Source organism: Micromonospora sp. NPDC049891 (assembly GCF_040660295.1).
Classification (GTDB): Bacteria; Actinomycetota; Actinomycetes; order Mycobacteriales; family Micromonosporaceae; genus Micromonospora.
In genome coordinates this window covers 24,967-45,843 of the sequence record NZ_JBFAML010000018.1, presented here as the reverse complement: position 1 = coordinate 45,843, position 20,877 = coordinate 24,967, and the positions used below count along the sequence as shown (strand labels likewise).

General features: G+C 71.8%; 18 protein-coding genes. 9 read left to right on the top strand and 9 right to left on the bottom strand.

Going from position 1 to position 20,877, the window contains the following annotated elements; genetic code table 11:
- Positions 1-35 precede the first annotated feature (35 nt).
- Positions 36-1,229: a threonine synthase gene (locus AB0I71_RS21795; RefSeq protein ID WP_357587336.1), complete on the bottom strand. Its 1,194-nt coding sequence runs from the start codon at positions 1,227-1,229 to the stop codon at positions 36-38.
- Between the two features lie 16 nt (positions 1,230-1,245).
- On the bottom strand, positions 1,246-2,292 hold the full coding sequence (locus tag AB0I71_RS21790) for a DNA polymerase ligase N-terminal domain-containing protein (RefSeq protein WP_357587334.1): 1,047 nt from the start codon (positions 2,290-2,292) through the stop codon (positions 1,246-1,248).
- Between the two features lie 102 nt (positions 2,293-2,394).
- Between AB0I71_RS21790 and AB0I71_RS21785 the strand changes: the two genes are divergently transcribed.
- Positions 2,395-3,183, top strand: a complete 789-nt coding sequence (locus tag AB0I71_RS21785) for an aldo/keto reductase (RefSeq protein ID WP_357587332.1) — start codon at positions 2,395-2,397, stop codon at positions 3,181-3,183.
- A gap of 171 nt (positions 3,184-3,354) precedes the next feature.
- Here the strand turns inward: AB0I71_RS21785 and AB0I71_RS21780 are convergent, their stop codons facing one another.
- Both AB0I71_RS21780 and AB0I71_RS21775 read right to left on the bottom strand, forming a co-directional pair.
- Entirely contained in the window at positions 3,355-3,855 is a 501-nt protein-coding gene (locus AB0I71_RS21780) for a GNAT family N-acetyltransferase (RefSeq protein ID WP_357587330.1), read from the bottom strand.
- A 176-nt stretch (positions 3,856-4,031) separates the two neighbouring features.
- On the bottom strand, positions 4,032-5,168 hold the full coding sequence (locus AB0I71_RS21775; RefSeq protein ID WP_357587328.1) for a cellulose binding domain-containing protein: 1,137 nt from the start codon (positions 5,166-5,168) through the stop codon (positions 4,032-4,034).
- 353 nt (positions 5,169-5,521) lie between these two features.
- Between AB0I71_RS21775 and AB0I71_RS21770 the strand changes: the two genes are divergently transcribed.
- Positions 5,522-6,628: an FAD-dependent monooxygenase gene (locus AB0I71_RS21770; protein ID WP_357587326.1), complete on the top strand. Its 1,107-nt coding sequence runs from the start codon at positions 5,522-5,524 to the stop codon at positions 6,626-6,628.
- Between the two features lie 118 nt (positions 6,629-6,746).
- Positions 6,747-8,504 carry a cytochrome c oxidase subunit I gene (gene ctaD, locus AB0I71_RS21765; protein WP_357587324.1) on the top strand — a complete coding sequence of 586 codons (1,758 nt, stop codon included), beginning with the start codon at positions 6,747-6,749 and terminating at the stop codon, positions 8,502-8,504.
- A gap of 122 nt (positions 8,505-8,626) precedes the next feature.
- Here the strand turns inward: ctaD and AB0I71_RS21760 are convergent, their stop codons facing one another.
- From AB0I71_RS21760 to AB0I71_RS21740, 5 genes are all read right to left on the bottom strand, one after another.
- Entirely contained in the window at positions 8,627-10,162 is a 1,536-nt protein-coding gene (locus AB0I71_RS21760; protein ID WP_357587322.1) for a hypothetical protein, read from the bottom strand.
- A 68-nt stretch (positions 10,163-10,230) separates the two neighbouring features.
- Positions 10,231-11,445 (bottom strand): MFS transporter, encoded by a 1,215-nt coding sequence (locus AB0I71_RS21755; RefSeq protein ID WP_357587498.1) that lies wholly within the window; start codon positions 11,443-11,445, stop codon positions 10,231-10,233.
- 71 nt (positions 11,446-11,516) lie between these two features.
- Positions 11,517-12,098, bottom strand: a complete 582-nt coding sequence (locus AB0I71_RS21750) for an isochorismatase family protein (protein WP_357587320.1) — start codon at positions 12,096-12,098, stop codon at positions 11,517-11,519.
- 14 nt (positions 12,099-12,112) lie between these two features.
- Positions 12,113-13,399, bottom strand: coding sequence for a nicotinate phosphoribosyltransferase (locus AB0I71_RS21745; protein ID WP_357587318.1), 1,287 nt, complete (start codon positions 13,397-13,399; stop codon positions 12,113-12,115).
- A 16-nt stretch (positions 13,400-13,415) separates the two neighbouring features.
- The gene (locus tag AB0I71_RS21740; RefSeq protein ID WP_357587316.1) at positions 13,416-16,091 is read right to left on the bottom strand and encodes a LuxR C-terminal-related transcriptional regulator; all 2,676 of its coding nucleotides are present in this window, start codon (positions 16,089-16,091) and stop codon (positions 13,416-13,418) included.
- Positions 16,092-16,378: 287 nt separating this feature from the next.
- Between AB0I71_RS21740 and AB0I71_RS21735 the strand changes: the two genes are divergently transcribed.
- From AB0I71_RS21735 to AB0I71_RS21710, 6 genes are all read left to right on the top strand, one after another.
- Positions 16,379-17,809, top strand: coding sequence for a hypothetical protein (locus tag AB0I71_RS21735; protein ID WP_357587314.1), 1,431 nt, complete (start codon positions 16,379-16,381; stop codon positions 17,807-17,809).
- 157 nt (positions 17,810-17,966) lie between these two features.
- On the top strand, positions 17,967-18,257 hold the full coding sequence (gene clpS / locus AB0I71_RS21730; RefSeq protein WP_091671244.1) for an ATP-dependent Clp protease adapter ClpS: 291 nt from the start codon (positions 17,967-17,969) through the stop codon (positions 18,255-18,257).
- A 2-nt stretch (positions 18,258-18,259) separates the two neighbouring features.
- The gene (locus AB0I71_RS21725) at positions 18,260-18,754 is read left to right on the top strand and encodes a DUF2017 domain-containing protein (protein WP_199172393.1); all 495 of its coding nucleotides are present in this window, start codon (positions 18,260-18,262) and stop codon (positions 18,752-18,754) included.
- Positions 18,755-18,808: 54 nt separating this feature from the next.
- Positions 18,809-19,297 carry a M67 family metallopeptidase gene (locus AB0I71_RS21720; RefSeq protein WP_093401918.1) on the top strand — a complete coding sequence of 163 codons (489 nt, stop codon included), beginning with the start codon at positions 18,809-18,811 and terminating at the stop codon, positions 19,295-19,297.
- 66 nt (positions 19,298-19,363) lie between these two features.
- The gene (locus AB0I71_RS21715; protein ID WP_357587312.1) at positions 19,364-19,723 is read left to right on the top strand and encodes a MoaD family protein; all 360 of its coding nucleotides are present in this window, start codon (positions 19,364-19,366) and stop codon (positions 19,721-19,723) included.
- 10 nt (positions 19,724-19,733) lie between these two features.
- Positions 19,734-20,699: a pyridoxal-phosphate dependent enzyme gene (locus tag AB0I71_RS21710; protein WP_099847333.1), complete on the top strand. Its 966-nt coding sequence runs from the start codon at positions 19,734-19,736 to the stop codon at positions 20,697-20,699.
- Positions 20,700-20,877: the final 178 nt, after the last annotated feature.

Below are 20,877 nucleotides of genomic sequence, written 5' to 3'. Positions count from 1 at the left end.
ACATTCCGGAGATCGCCAGCCACTGCCGTCGCGCGTCAGCGGGGCAGCACCGGTACGCCGGAGACGTCGATCGTCTCCGGGTACTTCACGCCCGCGCCGGTGTTGAGCACGACGACCCGTTCACCGGCACGGATCCACCCACCGGCCCGCAACCGACGGGCGGCGGTCAGGCAGGCCGCGCCCTCGGGGCAGAGCAGCAGGCCCTCCCGGGCGGCGAAGTCACGCAGGTCGGTCAGGATCTCGGAGTCGTCGACCGCGATCGCGGTGCCGGCGGTGGCCCGCAGCGCGGCGAGGATCAGCTCGTCACCCAACGGGGCCGGAACGGTGATGCCGAACGCCACCGTGTGGGCGTCCTCCCACGGCCGGGCCCGGTCGTCCCCGGCGGCGAACGCCCGCACGATCGGCGCGCAGCCGGTGGACTGCACCGCCACCAGTCGGGGCAGCTTGTCCTCGACCCAGCCCAGCTCCCGCAGCTCGCCGAGAGCCTTGTGGATGCCGATCAGCCCCACGCCACCGCCGGTCGGATAGATGATGACGTCGGGCACCTGCCAACCCAGCTGCTCGACGATCTCGAAACCCATCGTCTTCTTGCCTTCGAGGCGGTACGGCTCGCGTAGCGTACCGGCGTCGAAGACGGTGCCGTCGGAGGCCGCGACGAGCGCGGCCACCTGGCGCCCGGCGTCGCCGATCAGCCCGTCGATCAGGCGCAGGTCGGCACCGGCGGCCACACACTCCCGACGGCAGATGGCCGGCGCGGACAGCGGCATCACGATGGTGGCGCCCAGGCCCGCCCGGGTCGCGTAGGTGGCCCATGCCGCGCCCGCGTTGCCGTTCGTCGGCATGGCGATCCGGCGTACGCCCAGTTCCCGGGCGCGGCTCACGCCCACGGCCGCCCCGCGCGCCTTGAACGAGCCGGTCGGGGTCAGCCCTTCGTCCTTGACCAGCAACTCGTCGATGCCGATGTCCGCACCGTACGCGGGCACCCGCAGCATCGGCGTCCACCCCTCGCCGAGCGTTGTGACACTTCTCGGGTCGGCCACCGGGAGCAGTTCCCGGTAGCGCCACAGATCGGCCGGGCGCAGCCCGAACCGCTCCGGTTCGATCACCCGCGCCACGGTCGCGAGGTCGTAGCGCGCCAGCAGCGGCGAGCCACATTCGCAGAGGTTCTGCGGAACCCCAGCGTCGTGCTCCCGGCCGCAGCGCGGGCACTCGAGGTGGGTCAGATACACGCCGGTCCTCGCCGTCTCAGCTCGCGTCCACGCTGCGCCAGGCGCGGCTGCGACGGCCCGGCTCGTAGGCGGAGTCCAACCGCTTCGCCACCACCCCGGGCAGGCCCTGTTCGCGCGCCGCACGCATGGTCTCGGCACCGGCGCCGGGAAACCACGGCGGAGTCTGCCAGTGCGGCCCGGCCAGTGCCAGCGAGTCGAGCAACTCGCGGCGCTGCGGGTACGGCAACTCCACGCTGCTCACCCCCTCCAACCAGAGCAGATCGACGAGCAGGTACTGGGCATCGGCGGTGCTGCGTCCACCCCGGGCCGGCCGGACCTGCCCGGCGGGGTCGATACGCACCAGGACGCCGTCCAGCACGACCTCCGTCGGCGCCAGGGCCTCGGCCATCGGCCGCAGCCACGGGTACGTCCCGGTGATCTCCGCACCGGTCTCCGAGAGCAGCCGTAACCGTCCGCCGGAGACGTACGCCACCGCGCGTACCCCGTCCCAACGCAGCTCGTACCCCCAGGCGGCCTGATCGGTGGGGAGCCGGCCGGCCGGCGTGGGACGCATCGGCGCGACCAGATCGGGCAAGCCGGTCCAGCCCGGCGGCGGCGGGTCGGTGCGCCGCACCATCCAGTCCCGGCCGTCGCGCCCGCCGGTGGCGAAGAGCACGTACCGTCCGCTGGTCCGCGTTCCGCGCAGCTCCACCACCACCTCGCGGTCCTGCCATTTCTCGCAGCGGTAGGTGCCCTGGTCGTGGATGACCATCCGGCCGCCGCCGTACTCGCCGGCCGGGATGTCACCGGAAAAGTCGAGATACTCCATCGGATGGTCCTCGGTGTGCACGGCGAGGTGGTTGCGCCCCGGATCGCGGGGCAACCCGCGCGGCACCGCCCAGGAGACGAGCACCCCGTCGCGCTCCAGCCGCAGGTCCCAGTGCAGGCTGCGGGCATGGTGCTGCTGGATGACGAAGCGGGCGCGGTCGCCGGCCCGGGACCGCCGGGGCCGCTCGGCCGGCACCGGCTCGGGGGTACGCGCGGCGTCCCGCTTGCGCCGGTACTCCTCCAGCCGGTCAGCCACATCCGCATTCTCCGACAATTCGCGCTGACGCGCCCGGCTGGCGGCGGGCCGACGCGCCCGATCCCGGGCATGCCGCGCGACATCGGGGGTAGAACGGTCGGTATGAACCACAGTGACCACCCCACCGCAGTTCTTCCCGGTGACGTCCGGATCCCCCTGCTCGGCTTCGGTACCTGGCAGGCGACCGGCGAGGACGGCTACAAGGCCGTGCTCGCCGCGCTCGACGCCGGCTACCGGCACATCGACACCGCCACCATGTACGGCAACGAGGAGGAGGTCGGTCGGGCGATCCGCGAGAGCGGGCTGCGCCGGGAGGACGTCTTCATCACCACGAAGCTCCCACCCGAGCGGGTCGGCCGGGAGCGGGAGACGATCGAGGAGAGCCTGCGCGCCCTCGGCGTCGACTACGTCGACCTGTGGCTGGTGCACTGGCCGCCGAACGACCCCGGTGCCCTGATCCCGGTCTGGCGGGAGATGCTCGCCGCCCGCGACGCGAACCTGGCCCGGGCGGTCGGGGTCAGCAACTTCAGCACCGCACAGATCGACGAGCTGATCCAGGCGACCGAGGAGAACCCGGCGGTCAACCAGATCAAGTGGGGGCCCCGGCTCTACGACCGGCAGCGGCACGCCGAGCACCGGGACCGCGGGGTGGTGCTGGAGGGCTACAGCCCGTTCAAGACCACCGACCTGTCCGACCCGGTGCTGACCCGGATCGCCGGCGCGCACAACGTCTCACCCGCCCAGGTGGTGCTGCGCTGGCACCTGGACCACGAGATCGTGGCGATCCCGAAGTCGGTGACCCCGGAGCGGATCCGCGCCAACGCGGACATCTTCGGGTTCTCGCTGAACGCCGAGGAGATGCGCGACATCGACGCCCTCGGCAACTCCTGACCCGAGGCCGGACGGCGCCCGCCGCGGACGCCGCCGCCAGGCAGCGCCCGCCGTGGTGCCGTGCCCGCCGCGAGGCGGAGCCGTCGCGACATGCGGCAACTCGGGCTCTCCCGCAGCGCTGAGAGCCCGAGTTGCCGCAATCCGCGAGCGGTACCGGTCACCCGCTCGACGTCAGGTGCCGGCCGGCGGCGTGGGGCCGGTGTGCGACCAGCGGTGGAGTGCGTAGCGGCGGCCCTTGTCCTCGACGAAGACCGGTTCGTCGCCGGTCGGCCGGTAACCGCCGGACCGGGCCACGGCCACGCTGCCGGTGTTGTCCGGCTCGATCTCCAGATACACCGTCGGCAGGCCGACCACCCGGTGGGCGTACCCGGTCAACAGCCGAAGAGCGCGGCTGGCCAGGCGTTGACCGCGATAGGCCGGGCCGATCGCGTAGCCGATGGTGCCGGTGGCCAGGTTGAGCATCACCTCGCCACGGGCCAGGTCGTCGCCGCTGGTGACGGCGAGGTAGACCCGGGCGCCGGCCTGCTGGGCACGCCGGGCGGAGTTCAGGTACGCCTCGGCGGCAGCCAGGTCGAACGGGGTCGCCACCGGCAGGCGGTACGCCATCTCGGCATCGTCGAAGAGCGCGACCAGTTGGTCGAGATCCTGCTCGGACCACTGGCGCAGAACCACCCCGTCACCTTCCAGGCGTACGTCCACGTCAGCTCGGCCCCCCGTCGTAGTGGCTGCCAAGTCTGCGATCTCCCGACACCACTGGGCAACCCCGGGTGAGGCCACCGGTCGGTGGACGTCAGTCGGCCCTGACCGGTGCCGGGGTGCGGCGTCCGCCGCACCCCGGCACCCGCTCGTCAGGAGCGCGAACAGGCGGTGCCGTTGAGGGTGAAGCTGGACGGGTTGGCGTACGAGCCGCTGAGCGTGCCCTGGTAGCCGAAGCTGGCCGTGCCGCCGGGCGAGATCGTGCCGTTGTGGCCGACGTTGCGAGCGGTCACCGACGAACCGCTCTGGCTAACCGTGGCGTTCCAGGAGTTCGTCACCTGCTGTCCGGACGGCAGCGAGTACGCCAGGGTCCAGCCGTTGATCGTGCTGGAACCGGTGTTGGTGATCTGCACGTCGGCGGTGAAGCCGTTGTTCCACGAGTTGGCGGTGTACTTCACCGCGCAGGCGCCACTGCCGGAGGGCGGCGGGGTGGTGGGCGGCGGGCTGCTCGGCGGCGGGTTGTTGTTGCCGCCGCCGTTGACCGCGGCCGAGAAGTTCGTCACGGCCAGACCGACGCCGCCCTGCCAGGGCTCGAACCCGGCCTGGATGCTGGTCAGGTACCAGGAGTTGGTGATCGCGCCCCGGTTACGGGTGTCGTTGATGAACGCGAGCAGGTTCAGGTTGGCGCTGCTGATGGCCGACGGGGCGAGGTACGAGATGACGTTGTTGGAGCCGTTGCTGCCGCGCCACACCTCCCAGTTGCGCCCGTCGATGTTGGCGTTGCCGACCGGGGAACCGATGGGCTGGATCGAGCCCTGCCGGTTGAACCAGATCATGATCTCCATCTGGTTGACGCCGTCCCGCTTGGGCGACGGGTCGAGCCAGATGTCGTACGAGGCGTTGTAGATGCCGTTGCTCACGTACCGGTAGTTGATGCTGCTGGTGGCACTGCTGATCTGGCTGACCTGGATCGGCAGGTTGGTGCCGGGGGAGCAGTTGGTGTAGTGGCAGCCGAGGAAGACCGACGGGTACGCCGTCGGAGCGCCGTTGGTCGGGCTGCTGCCGTTCTGGGTGGTGATCTCGAAGCCGTTGTTCGTGACGTTGATGCACTGCTGGGCGGTGGTGCCCCAGCGGTTGTTCTGCACCACGTACCGGTTCTGAATCACTGTCGAGCCGTACTGCTCACAGATCTGGGTGTCGGCGGAGGCGGTGCCGCCGAGGGCCACGGCGACGATCGAGCCGGCGGCAACCAGCCCGACGGCCATGATGGCCCGCAAGGTACGTCTCATGATGCTCCTAGCGCTGCGGCGTCGCCCGGACGCCTCTACGGATGCGGACGGAGCGGTCGGAAACGCGTCGTCGATAGTTACGGGAGCGCTCCCATGCCCATCGTCACATTTACATCCTTGAAACAATGCGCGCAACTGGTGCGGGTGATTGGCGTGTAATGCGACGAGTGTCACGGACGCCACCATCGGGCATCTGACCGGCTCCGGCCGGCTGATGACCGGCGCCGACGGGCGGATCCGGCGATGCCGAGGGATGTCGGAGGTGGGCCGGTTGCCTCTGGTGTGCGCCGATTGCGCCGAGTAGTCTCTTGCCTTCAACGCGTGCCGAACCCCCTCCGGAGGCGTACACCCCCATGCGTGGCTCCCCCCTGCGCATCCTCGTCGTCGGCGCGGGCATCGCCGGGCTGGCCGTGGCCCGGGCGCTGCGCCTGGCGGGCTTTCGGCCGGACCTGACCGACAAGGCCCCGCCGCACGACCTCACCGACGCCGGCCTCTACCTCCCCGGCAACGCGGCCCGCGCGCTGCGCCGGCTGGACCTCGACGACCCCGTCCGTCCGTACGGAAAGGTCATCCACCGGCAACGGTTCCTCGATTCGACAGGTGCGCCGCTGTGCGAGGTCGACCTCGACGCACTCTGGGCCGGGGTCGGCGAGTGCCGTGCGCTGGCCCGCTCCGACCTGCACCGGGTGCTGCTCAGCGGTGCCGGCGGCGCGGTCCGGCACGGCGCGGAGGTACGCACCATCGACCTGCTGCCGTCCGCCGTCGGCGTCACCTTCGTCGACGGCACGCAGACCGAGTACGACCTGGTGATCGGTGCCGACGGGCCGCGTTCCTCGATCCGGGCGCTGGCCGCGCTCGGCGGTCCACCCCGCCCCGCCGGGCAGGTGGTCTACCGCGGCGTCGTCCGGGACGGCCCGCCGGTCGACGAGTGGACCGCCCTGCTCGGGCGGCGCTGCGGCTTCCTCGTGGTGCCGATCGGCGCCGGCCGGTTGCACTGCTACGCCGACGAGGCCGGCACCGAGCTGCCGGCCGACCCGCTGGCCCGGCTGCGCGACCTGTTCGGCGAGTACGGCGGACCGGTGCCGGAGGTGCTCGACGCGCTCGACGGGGTCCACGCCACGACCACCGACGAGGTCGAACTCGGGCGCTGGTACCGGGGCCGGGTGCTTCTGGTCGGCGACGCCGCCCACGCCACCGCGCCGACGCTGTCCCAGGGGGCCGCGATGGCCCTGGAGGACGCGGTGGTGCTCGCCGAGTCGCTGCACGCGGCAGGCAGCGTCGAGGCGGCGCTCACCGCGTACGAGAGCCGCCGTCGGCCGCGTACCCGATGGGTGCAGGACCGGACCCGGGACCGCAACCGGACCCGCGACGTGCCGCCGGCGCTGCGCGACCCGCTGCTGCGCGGACGCGGCGACCGGATCTTCGGGGAGCATTACCGGCTGCTTCTCGGCCCGCTGTGATCCACACCCGGGCGACCCCACGCGGTGCTGTCACCTGCCGGGGACTATCCTCCTTGCGGATGACGGCCCGCCGAGACAGCGCGTGCCGAGCGGGACAACCCAGAACCGGAGGCCACTCGTGACCACCGTCGCACCCAAGCCGGTCGTGACCCGGCCCTGGCCGGTCCGGGAGCCGGTCAAGGGGTCGGCCATCGCGCGGCTGCTGCGGACCACGGACGCGAAGCAGATCGGGATCATGTACATGGTCACCGCGTTCGTGTTCTTCATGATCGGTGGCCTGATGGCCCTGATCATGCGGGCCGAGCTGGCCCGTCCCGGGCTGCAGTTCCTGTCGCCCGAGCAGTACAACCAGCTGTTCACGATGCACGGCACGATCATGCTGCTGTTCTTCGCGACGCCCATCGTGTTCGCGTTCGGCAACTACGTCGTGCCCATCCAGATCGGTGCTCCCGACGTCTCCTTCCCGCGTCTGAACAGCTTCGCCTACTGGCTGTACCTGTTCGGCGGCACCATGGCCACCGCCGGATTCCTCACCCCGGGTGGTGCGGCGGACTTCGGCTGGACCGCGTACACCCCGCTGAGCACCAGCGAGCACGCTCCGGGTGTCGGCGCCAACATGTGGGTGGTCGGTCTGGCCATCTCCGGTCTGGGCACCATCCTCGGCGCGGTCAACCTGATCACCACGATCCTGACCCTGCGCGCGCCCGGCATGACCATGTTCCGGATGCCGATCTTCACCTGGAACATGCTCGTCACCAGCCTCCTGGTGATCCTGGTCTTCCCGCTGCTGGCCGCCGCGCTGTTCGCGCTGGCCGCCGACCGGCTGCTCGGTGCGCACGTCTACAGCCCGGAGACCGGCGGGCCGATGCTCTGGCAGCACCTGTTCTGGTTCTTCGGTCACCCCGAGGTCTACATCATCGCGCTGCCGTTCTTCGGCATCATCAGCGAGATCATCCCGGTCTTCTCCCGCAAGCCGATCTTCGGCTACAAGGGCCTGGTCGCCGCCACCATCGCCATCGCCGGCCTGTCGATGAGCGTCTGGGCGCACCACATGTTCGCCACCGGCCAGGTGCTGCTGCCCTTCTTCAGCTTCCTGAGCTACCTCATCGCCGTACCGACCGGCATGAAGTTCTTCAACTGGATCGGCACCATGTGGCGGGGGCAGATCAGCTTCGAGACGCCGATGCTCTGGTCCGTCGGCTTCCTGGTCACCTTCCTCTTCGGTGGCCTGACCGGAGTGCTGCTGGCCGCCCCGCCGCTGGACTTCCACCTGCACGACTCGTACTTCGTGGTGGCGCACTTCCACTACGTGCTCTTCGGCACGATCGTGTTCGCGGTCTTCGCCGGGATCTACTTCTGGTTCCCGAAGATGTTCGGCCGGATGCTCGACGAGCGGCTCGGCAAGATTCACTTCTGGCTCACCATGATCGGCTTCCACACCACGTTCCTCATCCAGCACTGGCTGGGCAGCGAGGGCATGCCCCGGCGGTACGCCGACTACCTGCCCGGCGACGGCTTCACCACGTTGAACATGATCTCCACGATCGGTGCCTTCATCACCGGCATCTCGACGCTGCCGTTCATCTACAACTGCTGGAAGTCCTACAAGGCCGGCCCGGTGGTGGAGGTCGACGACCCCTGGGGTCACGGCAACTCGCTGGAGTGGGCGACCAGCTCGCCGCCGCCGCTGCGCAACTTCGACCGGATGCCGCGGATCCGCTCCGAGCGGCCGGCCTTCGACCACAAGTTCCCCGAGCTGGCTGCCGGACAGACCCTGGCGGGTCCGCCCGAGGGCGGTTCCAAGCCACTGACCAGCGAGTCCGACGGTGGCGCCAGCTACACCGAGGACGTGTCCAGCGACATCGACCGCCGCTGACCCCAACGCCGATGGGCGCCGTTACCCCCGCAGGGTACGGCGCCCATCGGCGTTGAGATCTCCTGCTCTCGTGCCCCCTCGTCGCCGTTCTCCTCACCCGCCGGTAGGCCCCGCTGGCCGGCTCAGCTGGTCAGGCCCAGGCTGACCAGCTGAGCCCCCTGGTAGAGCAGCAATGGGTCGCCGGTGCCGTCCAGCCGGACCAGCACGATCTCGCTGCCCGGCCCGGGAGCGCCGCGGCCCCGAGCGGGCCGCAACGACACCAGCAGGTGCCGGCCGTCCGGGGTGGGCAGCAGGTGCGACACCACCTGGTCACCGTCGGCCCCGGTCGACAACTCGGTCTGCTGCCCGTCCGCCCCGCGGACCAGCAGCCGGTCGGCGCGGGTACCGCCGGCACCGTCGTCGAGCCGGAACAGGAGCCGGCCGTCGGGCAGCACCGGACCCGGCCGGGCACCGGCCCCGGCGGTCACCGCCCGACCCTGCCCGTCCAGGCTCAGGACCTCCCCGCCCGGTTCGAGGGTGATCGCCGCGTCGACCAATCGGGCGGCGCTGGCCCCGAACTGCCCGGGTACCGCCGTCAGCCGGGCCGCCGCCAGGTCGACGGTGAACAATCGGACCGGCCAGACCTGGCTTGCCGAGCCACCTTCCACACCGGTCACCTCGACCACCAGGGCGTGCTCGTCGGTGAGGAGGGCCGTCAGTTTCCCGGTGGGGCGGCCCGCGCCGGTCAACGGGCGGACGTTGCCGCTGGCGAGGTCCACCACCACGATCCGGTGCCCCTCGCTCGGCTGGGCAACCAGGGCCCGGGTGCGGTCCGGGGTGAAGGCCACGTGACCGACCGGGGCGAGGAGATCCCGCACCGTCCCGTCGACGCCGACCAGGCTCAACCGGCGCTTCCCGTCGACCATCCGCACGTACGCGTAGCCGGCCGCACCGACCGCACCGTCCGGGACGCCGCGCGCCAGGTGGAGGTCCACCGGCCTGGTGGTGCCGGAGGAGGTGTCGACAACTGTCACCCGGCGGGTGTCGCTCTGGCTGACGAACAGATGCCGGCCATCCGGGGTGACGCCGAAGGGCGTGCCGGTGACCGTGACACCGGGGCTCGGCGTGCCGGTGGTCAGGTCGACGCCGCCCCACTGCCCGGTCCGGGCGGCCGACCAGAGGACGCCGCCGGCCGGCCCGGTCCGGCAGCGGGCTTCGACCGACGGCTGCCGGACCTGCCCGTCCGCACGTACCACTAGGCAACGGTTGCCGGTGATGGCCAGACCGGTGGCGACGGGCGTCACCGAGCCGACCGAGCTGTGCTCGGGCAACCCGGTGTCGCGCACCTGGCCGTCGTGGACGAAGGCGTCCCGCGGATCCTCGGCGAGCCCTCGCGCCACGGTCGGAGACAGGGGGTCTCCCATTCCCACCTCGACGTGCCGACGCGCCGGTGCTACGCCGGCCAGCTCAGCGCCGAAGCGCTCGACCCGGTACAGCCCCCGCAGGTCCGAGCGTCGATCGTCGGGCACCTCGGCCAGGAAGACCGCCGGCCCCAGACCGGTGACCTCGGCCGGCAGCTCCGCCACCCGGACGGGCCCGCCTTCGGCCGGGGGCCCGGAGCAGGCGATCAGTCCTGTACCGGCGGCCAGGAGCACCGCCACCACCCGTCTGCTATGCATGGGGATCATCATTGCGGCTGTCGGCAAGCCCGCCACCCGGGGCGCAGCGGGCGGTGGTCCGGGGCTGGTCAGTGGGCCGCGGCGACCTGCTGGACCTCCGGGGCCGGCGTCGGCGGTTCGGCTCGGCGCCGGCGGAACTCCATCGGGAGCACTACCAGCGCCACCAGGGCACCGATCGCGCCGGTGACCGCGAAGCCCCACAGCGGTGCCGTGGCGTCGATGACCGCACCGGCCAGCGGAGCGCCGACCGCGATGCCGACGGTGACCGCCGAGCCGTGCATGCCCATCGCCTCGCCGCGCACGCTGGCCGGGGCCAGCTGGCTGACCGCGTCCGAGGTGGCCGCGATGGTGGGCGCGCAGAGAAGGCCGGCCGGGATGAGGGCGAGGCAGAGCAGCCACCAGTGTGATCCGCCCAGCCCGACCGGGATGGTGCACAGGCTCAACGCGCCCATCAGCGCCACCGGGGAGAACGAGCGGTGCACCGAGCCGTACGTGAAACCGCCGATCAGCGACGCCACCGCCCAGACGGAGAGCACCGCGCCGGTGAAGCCGACGTCGCCGTTCTCCCGGAGCACCGCGATGACCGCCACGTCGGTGCCGCCGAGCACCAGGGTCGCGGCGGCGCTGACGGCGAACACGGCCACCAGCCGCGAGGTGAGCCACTGCCGTCGGGCGACGCGCGGCTGCGGCCCGGTCGCCGTCTCGGCCGCGCTGCGTACCGGCGGGTTGAGCAGCCACAGCGCCACCCCGGCGACGACGATGCCGGCACCGACCAGGTAGAGCGTGAGGCGGGCGGAGATGGTGGTGACACCCACCGTGGCCAGGGCGGGACCGATCATGAACGACAGCTCGACCGACATCGAGTCCAGCGCGTACGCCGGCCGGCGTTTCTCCGGCGGCACCAGCGCGGCGACGGACTGCCGGATCACCGAGAAGATCGGCAGCGCCAGCAGGCCGGCCAGGAACGCGGCCGGCAGCAGCAGGTAGTACGACAGCATCGGTGCGGTGGACCAGAAGACGGCCTCGGCCACGGTGGTCAGCACCAGCACCGGACGCAGGCCGCGACGGTCCACCAGGCGGCCGAGCAGCGGGCCGCCGATCGCCGCGCCGACGGTGATCGCCGCGCCGACCAGGCCGGCCGCACCGTAGCCGCGCCCGAGATCCTCGACGACGTAGAACGTCAGCGTGACGCCGGTGGCGGTCAGCGGGACACGGGCCAACACCGCCACGAGCAGCAGCGACCGCAGACCGGGCAGGGCGAGTGCCTCCCGGTAAGGCTTCATGTTCACGTCGGTCCGTACCTCCGCCGGACATCCTCGACCGGCGGCCCGACGGCTGCCAACGAATTAACGGCTCATGCGGCTTTGATCACAGGGGCGCCGACCGTGGTGATCCCGGCCCCCTCGAAGGCGCGCAACGCGACATCCGTGGTGTCCGGCGCGACGGCCGCCGTCAGGTCCAACAGCACACTCGTGGCGAAGCCCTCCCGGGCGGCGTCCAGGGCGGTGGCCCGCACGCAGTGGTCGGTGGCGATACCGACCACGTCCACCCGCTCCACGCCCCGTCGCCGCAGCCAGTCGGCCAGACCTTCGCCGTCGTCGGCCTGCCCCTCGAACCCGGAGTACGCGGCGGCGTACTCGCCCTTGTGAAAGATCGCCTCGATCCGGTCGGTGGCCAGTTCCGGGTGGAACTCGGAACCGGGCGTGCCGACCACGCAGTGCCGGGGCCAGGTGCTCACGTAGTCCGGCGAGTCGGCGAAATGCGTGCCCGGGTCGATGTGGTAGTCCTTCGTCGCGACGACGTGATCCCAGCGGTCCGGCTCGGCGGCCAGCAGCCGGGAGATCCCGGCCGCGACACCCGCCCCGCCGGCCACGGCCAGCGAGCCGCCCTCGCAGAAGTCCTTCTGCACGTCCACGATGATCAGCGCGTTGCTCACCGACTCCACTCCTCTCACTCGGCGGGTACCACGGTGACCGGGATGGCCGGGTCGCCCGCGGAAAGCTTGAGACCCTCCCACGGGATCGAGATGAGGCACTGCCGCAGGTGCTCCCGCGACTCGTCGAGCGTCGGCAGGTTGACCGGCTCGCCGTCGACGACGTACGACTTCTGCAGCAGTCGGTCGTTGGGACGGTGGTCCGGTACACCCTGTGGGACGACGATCTCCTCGATGGCGGTGCCGGTCGGCTTGTGCCGGCGGACGGCGACCTTGCGCCCGCCGATCGTGGCCTTCTGCTCCGACCGCTTGACCACCGGGCGGCCCTCGACCTCGACCAGCTTGTAGACCAGCCCGGCGGTGGGTGCGCCGGAGCCGGTCACCACGGCGGTACCGGCGCCGTACATGTCCACCGGCTCGGCGGCCAACGCCGCGATGGCGTACTCGTCGAGGTCGCCCGAGACGATGATCTTCGTTTCGGTGGCGCCGAGCGAGTCCAGCAGCTGCCGGGACTGCTGGGCGATGACCGCCAGGTCACCGGAGTCGATCCGGACCGCCCGCAGCTCCGGCCCGGCCACCTCGATCGCGTTTCGGATGCCCTGGCTGATGTCGTACGTGTCGACAAGCAGCGTGGTGTCCTTGCCCAGCGTGGCGACCTGCGAGGCGAACGCGGCCCGCTCGTCGTCGTGCAGCAGGGTGAAGGCGTGCGCGGCGGTGCCGGCGGTGGGAATGCCGTACCGCTGGCCGGCGGCCAGGTTGGAGGTGAACCGGAAGCCGGCCAGGTAGGCCGCCCGGGCCGCGGCGACCGCCGCCTCCTCGTGTGCTCGCCGCGACCCCATCTCGATCAACGCCCGGCCGCGGGCGGCGGTGACCATCCGCGCCGCGGCGGCGGCCACCGCGCAGTCGTGGTTGAGCACCGACAGCACGAGCGTCTCCAGCACCACGCACTCGGCGAAGCTGCCGGAGACGGTCAGGATCGGCGAGCCGGGGAAGAAGAGCTCACCCTCGGCGTACCCGTCGATCTCGCCGGTGAACCGGTAGCGGGACAGCCAGTCGGCACCGGGCTCGTCCACCACACCGGTGCGGCGCAGGAACTCGATGTCGGCCGGATCGAAGCGGAACTCGCGGATCAGGTCGATCAGGCGTGCGGTGCCGGCTACCACGCCGTACCGGCGGCCGGTGGGCAGCCGCCGGCTGAACACCTCGAACACGCAGCGCCGGTCAGCCGTGCCGTCCCGCAGGGCGGCGCTGACCATGGTCAGCTCGTAGTGGTCGGTCAGCAGCGCGGGACGAAGGGTGTGCACCCCCTCAGACTAGGGTTCACGTCGTCGCTGTGCCGTCGTGCCCCGGGATCGTGCCGAGGGCCACCCTCAGCTCCGCCCGGCTGGTCACCCCGAGCTTGCTGTAGACGCGCTGGAGGTGGTTCTCCACCGTGCGGGCGGAGAGAAACAGCTGCTCAGCGATGGCGCGGCTGGTGCCGCCGTCCGCCGCGAGCCGAGCCACCTGCCACTCCCGGTCGGTAAGCGTCGGGGTGGCCGCCTGCAGCGCCGGAGTGTGCACCATGTCACAGCAGGCGAGCAGTGCGCCGAGCCGTTGCCGGGCGTGGGCGACCTCCGGCGAGCGGCGCTGCCGCAGCAGGTGCACGGCCTCGGCCGCGGCCTCGGCGGCCAGCAGGTCGAGTCCGCGCTCCGCGAAGCCGTCGGCGGCGCTGAGCAGTCCCTCCGGCAGACCGTCGGCAGCCGCCCGCGCATGCCGGGCCAGCAGCGGCGGCAACTCCCCGTCGACCTGCTCGGACAGCTCCGTCAACCGCTGCGCGACGGTACGGCGGCTGCCGTCGGAACACCTCGGTCCGGTAGCCGCCCCGGCCTGACCCAGTCGCACCAGGTCGTGCAGCACCAGAGCCTCGTGTCCGGCGAAGCCGTCAGCGCGTAGCCGATCCACCAGGCCGTGCAGTCGGCTCACCGCTGTGGACAGGTCGCCGCCGGCGGCCAGCGTCGCCACCCGGGCCTGTTCCAGCCACGGGTACAGCACCCCCATGCTCGGCGAGTGGAGGCGATCGGCCTCGGCCATCGCCTCGGCCGCCTGCCGGGCGTCGCCGCGCAGCGCGGCGGCCTGGGCCCGCTCCGACTGGGCCAGCCCCGCGTAGACCCGGCTGGTCGCCAGGACCGCACAGGCACTGAGCGCGGCCTGCAACGCGGTGTCGCTGCGTCCGCGCAGCCGAGCCGCGTACGCCCGCAGGATCGCCAGGTAACCGGTGCCGAGCCGGAAGTCTCCCGCGTCGGCGAGGTCGGCGAACTCGTCGGCGACCAACGCGTCGATGCCGGCGAGATCGCCGGAGAGGGCCAGCCGGGTGCCCCGGGCCAGCTCCACCGCCAGTTGCAGGTACGGCATGTCCGCCCGCCAGCTGGCCACCTTCGCCTGCACCAGGTCCACCGCCGCCGCGCTACGTGACAGCTGCCCCTGCACGGCCTGGAGGTGCGCGATCGCACAGCGGGCCAGCTCGCGAGCGGCGACGCTGGCCGCCGGCCGGTCCAGCACGCCCTGCGCGAGCCGGAGCGCGGCCGGTGCGTCCAGCCGATGCAGCCGCATGATCGCTTCGAAGGCGCGGACCCGGGCCTGAGCGGCGGCGTCGGTCAGCTTCGCGCCCTCGGCGGCGATGTCCTCCACAGTGGACGCCTGGCTCAGCCCCCAGTAGCTGACCATGCCGCGCACCGTCAGCCACCGGCTGAGCCGTTCCTCCTGGCCGGCGTCGGTGGCCACGGCGTCGAGCACGCCGAGCGCCTCGGCGGGCCGGTCGGCGAACATCAGGATGGTCGCCAGCAGTTCGGCCGCATCGAAACCACCGCCGGCGTCGAGCGCCGCACGGGCCAACCGGGTCGCCAGGGGTACGTCGTAACGCGCGAACGCCTCACCGGCCGCGGCGATGAGCATCGCCGGGTCCTGCGCGGTGCCGGAGGCCAGTCGCCATCTCGCCACCCGCAGCAGATCCTCCCGCCGCCGCTTGCCGACCTTCTCCAACAGGTCCGCCAGGTGCGCCTGCAACCGGCGGGTCCGGCTCACCGGGCACTGCCGGCGTACCACCTCGCCGTAGAGCGGGTGTGCCAGCCGGACGTCGAGCCGCCGGTCGGACTCCACCATGGTGATGAGACCGCGTTCCTCGGCGTACTCCACGTCGTGCTGTTCCACGGCCTGGTGCAACAGCCGCAGGCCGAGCGGCTCGCCGAACGCGACAAGCTCGACCACCGCCCGTACCCCGGGGGTGAGTTGGCCGATCCGGATGTCGATCAGCTCGGTCAGGCTGGGCGCCAGCTCCAGCCGTCCGGTCCAGGTCCAGACGCCGTACCTCTCGACGAGTTCACCGCTGTTGGTGGCCGCATGCACCAGTTCGCGCAGCAGCAGAGGGTTGCCGGCACTGAGTCGACCAAGGCGGTCGGTGGAGCCGCTGTCCACCTGGCCACCGACGATGGCGGTGAGCATGGCGGCCGTCTCGTCCGGCGTCATGGGCCCCAGCTCGGCGCGCTCGACCAGGCCGTCGGTCCACAGTGCCCGGATCGGCAGCGGGATCTGTTCCCCGTCGCGCAGGGTGCCGACCACTGAGGCGTTCTCGGCCCGGGCCACCAGATGCACAAGCGCGGCCGACGGCGGATCGAGCAGGTGCGCGTCGTCGACCGCGAGGACGATCCGCCGGCCGGCGGCCTGCTGCTGCAACACGTCGACGGCCCACCGCAGGATGCCGGCCGGGGACAGGCCCTGCGGCTGCTCCGGAAGCACCTGGACCAGTCCGCCGAAGGCCATCGCGGACGTGGTGGCGCTGGCCGCGATCCGCCACACCGCGTACTTCTCGCCGGGTAGCGCGTCGACGCCCTCGTGCAACAGCCGGCTCTTGCCGATCCCGGCGATGCCGGTGAAGAGGATCCCCCGACCACGGACACCGGCCACCGCCACCCGGAGACGGTCGAGTTGCTCAGCCCGGCCCACGAAGCTCCACCGACTCATTCGCGCAGCATATCGACGGAACTGTGGCTCGCACGGTAGCGCGCGACGGGGAACTTGAGTAGTCGTAGAGTTACCCGTGAGTATCGCAATTGTCCCGTTCCCGACGCCCGCACCCTTAGTCTTCCGGAATCCGGGTGTCGTCACCGGATGTTCACTGCGGCCGGGTGCACCGGTCGCCCTGCCTCGGAGGCCGCCCCCTGATGAAGCCGGGCCCGCTCCACCACCTCGGCACGCCCGACGACGCGGCGGGGCCTCCTGGCCGCCGGCCCTTTCCGGAGCGGCTCGCCGTGTCGACCACCGAAGGGCGTGAGCCGGTGGCGGTGATCGCGGCCGGGCCGGCTGGCGCCGGACGGACCGGCGTGCTCGCCACGCTGCTGGAACTCGACTCCGGGCTGCTCGCCGTGCCGGGCGGGAGCTGGCTGGTGGTACGGCACAGCGCCGAACCGACCCGGGCCGCCTACGTTCCCGGCTACCGCACGCCCCATTCGTACCGACCCGATCTTCCGGCTGCCGGGCCGGCGCTGGCCAGGCCACCGCGCCGGGTCGAGCTGAGCCTGCCGCAGCCGTTGGCGAAACGCTTCGTCCTTGTCGACACGCCGGACATCGCCACCCTCGGTGCGGCCGGTTGCGGCGTCCTGCTCGACGCGGTGGGCCGGGCCGGCGCGCTGCTGTTCGTGATCGCGGCGGACCAGTCGTTCGGTGCCGCCGAGTTGAACCTGCTGTCCGACATCGCCGGGACGCCGGTCCGGGTCTTTTTCGCGGTCACGCCGGGCGCCGACGGCTGGGCGGCGGGTGAGGGCACGGCGGCGGTGCGGGGTTCGGGGGAGTCCGGCGGCCCGGCGGTTGATCCGGTCACGGTCATCGTCGAGGCGCACCGGGCCACGCTGCTCGCCGCCGTGCCCGGGCTGGCCGACGCCCGCTGGTTTCCCATGGTCACCGGCGGCGACGCCGACGTGCGACGGGCTCTGGTGGACTGGGCCTCCGACGAGGAACTGCGACGGGGCAGCCTTGAGCCGCCCGAGTTGCCCGGCGAGCGCGGCCGGGTGCCGGTGCTTGCCGAACCGGGCGAATGGTCGGAACAGCTCGACCGACAGGCCCGCACCGCCGCCCGGCGGGTCCGCCAGCACCTCGCTCTGGAGCTGGCGAACATGCACATGCGGGTGGTGCAGGAAATCGTCTTCGGCGTCGGCTGCGCCGGCCTGCCCCAACTGCTCGACCGGGAGATGGCGGCGCTGTCGCTGCTGGCCACCGCGCAGTGCGACCACCACGCCGGCGAACTCGTCGACGACGCCGCCGGCCGGCTCTTCGGCGCGCCGTTGCCCGGGGGCGTCCGCCGGCGCATCGACAAGGCGGTCCGCTGGGGTCTGGTCGACGATCCCACCGGACAGGAGGTGGAGCGGGCGTTCCTGGTGACCAGTACGGCGGGTGTGGCGTCGCTTACCGGTGCGGCGGCGATCGACATGCTGTCCGCCTACCCCGGGCCGCCCCGCACGGCAGTGCTCCCGCCGGTGGCCGTGGCGTTGTCAGGCGGCTGCTGGCAGCACTGGCGCTCGCCGGGCAACAACGACCCGAGTGCGGCGCGGGCCTGGGCACAGCGGGCGTTGCGGGAGATCGAGTTGGAGCTGTCGCGGGAGGTAGCCCGCCGGTTCGAAGCGGTCCGCCTCTCGCTCGGCACGGTGCTGTCCGATGCTGCCGAACACGGCATCCTGCTCGCCTGACCGGGCCGCCGTCCACCCTGCCGGCGGCGCCGGTGGGGGGCCCTCGCACGCCCGGGACACGACCGGCCGTGGCGAGTCTGCGGCCGTGGGTGGTGATCCGGGCTGGTCCGGCGTTCCGGTTCCTCGATTCCCCGGATCCGGTGGCACGATGGGGGGCATGGCGGCTCCGCAGGTTGCACCGGTCGAGACCCCGGACACCGATGAGGTGCCGGCATCGGACCGACCGTGGGTGACGATCGTGTGGGACGACCCGGTCAACCTGATGACCTACGTGACCTGGGTGTTCCAGAAGCTCTTCGGATACAGCCGGGAGAAGGCCGAGCAGCTCATGCTGGACGTGCACCACAAGGGCAAGGCGGTGGTCTCCAGTGGGGCCCGGGAGCGGATGGAGCACGATGCCTCCCAGCTGCACGCGTACGGTCTCTGGGCGACGGTGGAGCGGTCGTGAGCATGTTCCGCCGCCGGGGTGACCGGTATGTCGCCACCTTCGCCGTCGACGAGGTGCGCGTGCTCCGTAAGGTCGCCTCCGAGGTGGTCGGCCTGCTCACCGATGGTTTCGACCACTCCGACCCGGTTGTCTGCCGGCTCTTTCCCGAGGCCTACCCGGACGACGCGGCGGGCACCGCGGAGTTCCGCAGGTACACCGAGGGTGATCTGAAGACCGCGAAGATCGATCAGGCCGGTGCGATCCTGGCCGCGCTGCCCGGCGACAGCGGCGGGGAGGTGCGCCTGGACGCCGAGGCGGCCGAGGCGTGGTTGCGCGCGCTCAACGACGCCCGGCTGGCGATGGGCGTGCGGCTGGAGATCAAGGACGGGACGGACCTGGGCGCGGAACTCGACGACGCGGTCGCCGACGACCCGAGTTCCAGCCGGGTGTTCCAGCTTTCGGTCTACGCGTATCTCGGTTATCTCCAGGAGTCCCTGCTCAACGCCCTGATCGACTGACTGTGACCGGCGCCGCCTCGCGGTTGGCCGCCGTCGGGCGCTACCCTTGGCGACGTGCTGAGCATCGACCGGTCGATCGTTGACGCGATCGTCGCCCACGCCCGTCGGGATCACCCCGACGAGGCCTGCGGCGTGGTCGCCGGCCCCGTCGGCAGCGACACGCCGACCCGGCACATCCCCATGGAGAACGCCGCCCGTTCGATGACCTTCTACGAGTTCGACTCGATGGAGCACCTGCGGGTGTGGCGCGAGATGGACGACCGGGACGAGGAACCGGTGGTCATCTACCACTCGCACACCGCCACCGAGGCGTACCCGTCACGGACGGACATCTCCTTCGCCGGTGAGCCCGGCGCGCACTATCTGCTCGTCTCCACCCGGGAACCCGACACGGAGGAGATCCGCTCCTTCCGCATCGTGGACGGCGTGGTGACCGAGGAGCCGGTGCGGATCCTCGACGCCGGGGTGGATCCGCACGCCGTGCAGTCATACATGTTCGGGCAGAGCCCGGCGACGGTCGACTACGAGTGTTCGGGCCGCTGACCACCCTCAGCCCCCGCACGCCCTTTCCCGTCACCGAGCACCCACCCGATCGAGGAGTACGACACCATGGCCATCGAGGTTCGCATCCCCACCATCCTGCGCAGCTACACCGGCGGCGCGAAGGTCGTCGAGGGCAGCGGCGACACGCTTGACGACCTGCTCACCGACCTGGACTCCCGGCACGGCGGGCTGCGCGGCCGGCTGGTCACCGAGGCCGGCGCGCTGCACCGCTTCGTCAACGTCTACGTCAACGACGAGGACGTCCGGTTCCTCGGCGCGCTGGACGCCAAGCTCAACGACGGCGACAGCGTGACCATCCTGCCCGCGGTGGCCGGCGGTGCGTTCGGCTTCGCCGCGGTGGCGGCGATGGCGCAGCACGTCGCGGCCGCGCCGGCCGGGGGCCGGACGCGCGTCACCGCGAGCTGAGGCGGCCGCGATGGCGCGGTACGACAGCCTGCTGGACGCCTGCGGCGGGACACCGCTGGTGGGGCTGCCCCGACTGTCGCCGACGGTGCCCGAGGGGGCACCGCCGGTGCGGCTGTGGGCGAAGCTTGAGGACCGCAACCCCACCGGCAGTGTCAAGGACCGGGCCGCCCTTTTCATGGTGCGGGCCGCGGAGGCTGCCGGCCGGCTCCGGCCCGGCGACACCATCCTGGAACCGACAAGCGGCAACACCGGCATCTCCCTGGCCATGGTGGCCAAGTTGCGTGGGTACCGCCTGGTCTGCGTGATGCCCGAGAACGTCTCCACCGAGCGGGTGCAGTTGCTGCGGATGTACGGTGCGGAGATCATCTTCTCGCCGGCGGCGGGCGGTTCCAACCAGGCGGTGGCCACGGCCAAGCAGATCGCCACCGAGCATCCCGACTGGGTGATGCTCTTCCAGTACGGCAACGAGGCGAACGCCCGGGCGCACTACGAGACGACCGGGCCCGAGCTGCTGCACGACCTGCCGACCGTCACCCACTTCGTGGCCGGGCTCGGCACCACCGGCACCCTGATGGGCACCGGGCGTTACCTGCGCGAGAAGGTCGAGGGCATCCAGATCGTCGCCGCCGAGCCGCGCTACGGCGAACTGGTCTACGGGCTACGCAACATCGACGAGGGGTACGTCCCGGAGCTCTACGACGCGACCGTGCTGACCCGCCGGTTCTCCGTCGGCACCCGGGACGCGGTGCTACGGACCCGGCAACTGGTCGAGGTGGAGGGGTTGTTCGTCGGCTTCTCCACCGGCGCGGTCCTGCACGCGGCGCTGGCCGTGGCGCACGAGGCGGTGCGGGCCGGTCGCCGTGCCGACGTGGCGTTCGTCGTCAGTGACGGCGGTTGGAAGTATCTGAGCACCGGCGCGTACGGCGGCACGCTCGCCGACGCGGAGGAGGCGCTGGACGGTCAGCTCTGGGCCTGACCTGCGGCGCGATCGACATGTGACGAGGGCCACCGGCGTCGTGCCGGTGGCCCTCGTCGCGTCGGTTCGTCCGGACCGGCCACTTCGGCGACGGGTGGTCGATCGGACGGGCGAAACCGGTGTCACGTTGATGACAACTTCCAGCAGATCATTCTTGCCCTTGCATGCGCGGGCGTAG

Bases quoted from the DNA above. Each gene is read 5' to 3' on its own strand.
- AB0I71_RS21710 (WP_099847333.1), top strand. From the start codon at position 19,734: ATGGCGCGGTACGACAGCCTGCTGGACGCCTGCGGCGGGACACCGCTG.
- AB0I71_RS21715 (WP_357587312.1), top strand. From the start codon at position 19,364: ATGGCCATCGAGGTTCGCATCCCCACCATCCTGCGCAGCTACACCGGC.
- AB0I71_RS21725 (WP_199172393.1), top strand. From the start codon at position 18,260: ATGTTCCGCCGCCGGGGTGACCGGTATGTCGCCACCTTCGCCGTCGAC.
- AB0I71_RS21770 (WP_357587326.1), top strand. From the start codon at position 5,522: ATGCGTGGCTCCCCCCTGCGCATCCTCGTCGTCGGCGCGGGCATCGCC.
- AB0I71_RS21740 (WP_357587316.1), bottom strand. From the start codon at position 16,091: ATGAGTCGGTGGAGCTTCGTGGGCCGGGCTGAGCAACTCGACCGTCTC.
- AB0I71_RS21760 (WP_357587322.1), bottom strand. From the start codon at position 10,162: ATGCATAGCAGACGGGTGGTGGCGGTGCTCCTGGCCGCCGGTACAGGA.
- AB0I71_RS21755 (WP_357587498.1), bottom strand. From the start codon at position 11,445: ATGAAGCCTTACCGGGAGGCACTCGCCCTGCCCGGTCTGCGGTCGCTG.
- AB0I71_RS21785 (WP_357587332.1), top strand. From the start codon at position 2,395: ATGAACCACAGTGACCACCCCACCGCAGTTCTTCCCGGTGACGTCCGG.
- clpS (WP_091671244.1), top strand. From the start codon at position 17,967: ATGGCGGCTCCGCAGGTTGCACCGGTCGAGACCCCGGACACCGATGAG.
- AB0I71_RS21775 (WP_357587328.1), bottom strand. From the start codon at position 5,168: ATGAGACGTACCTTGCGGGCCATCATGGCCGTCGGGCTGGTTGCCGCC.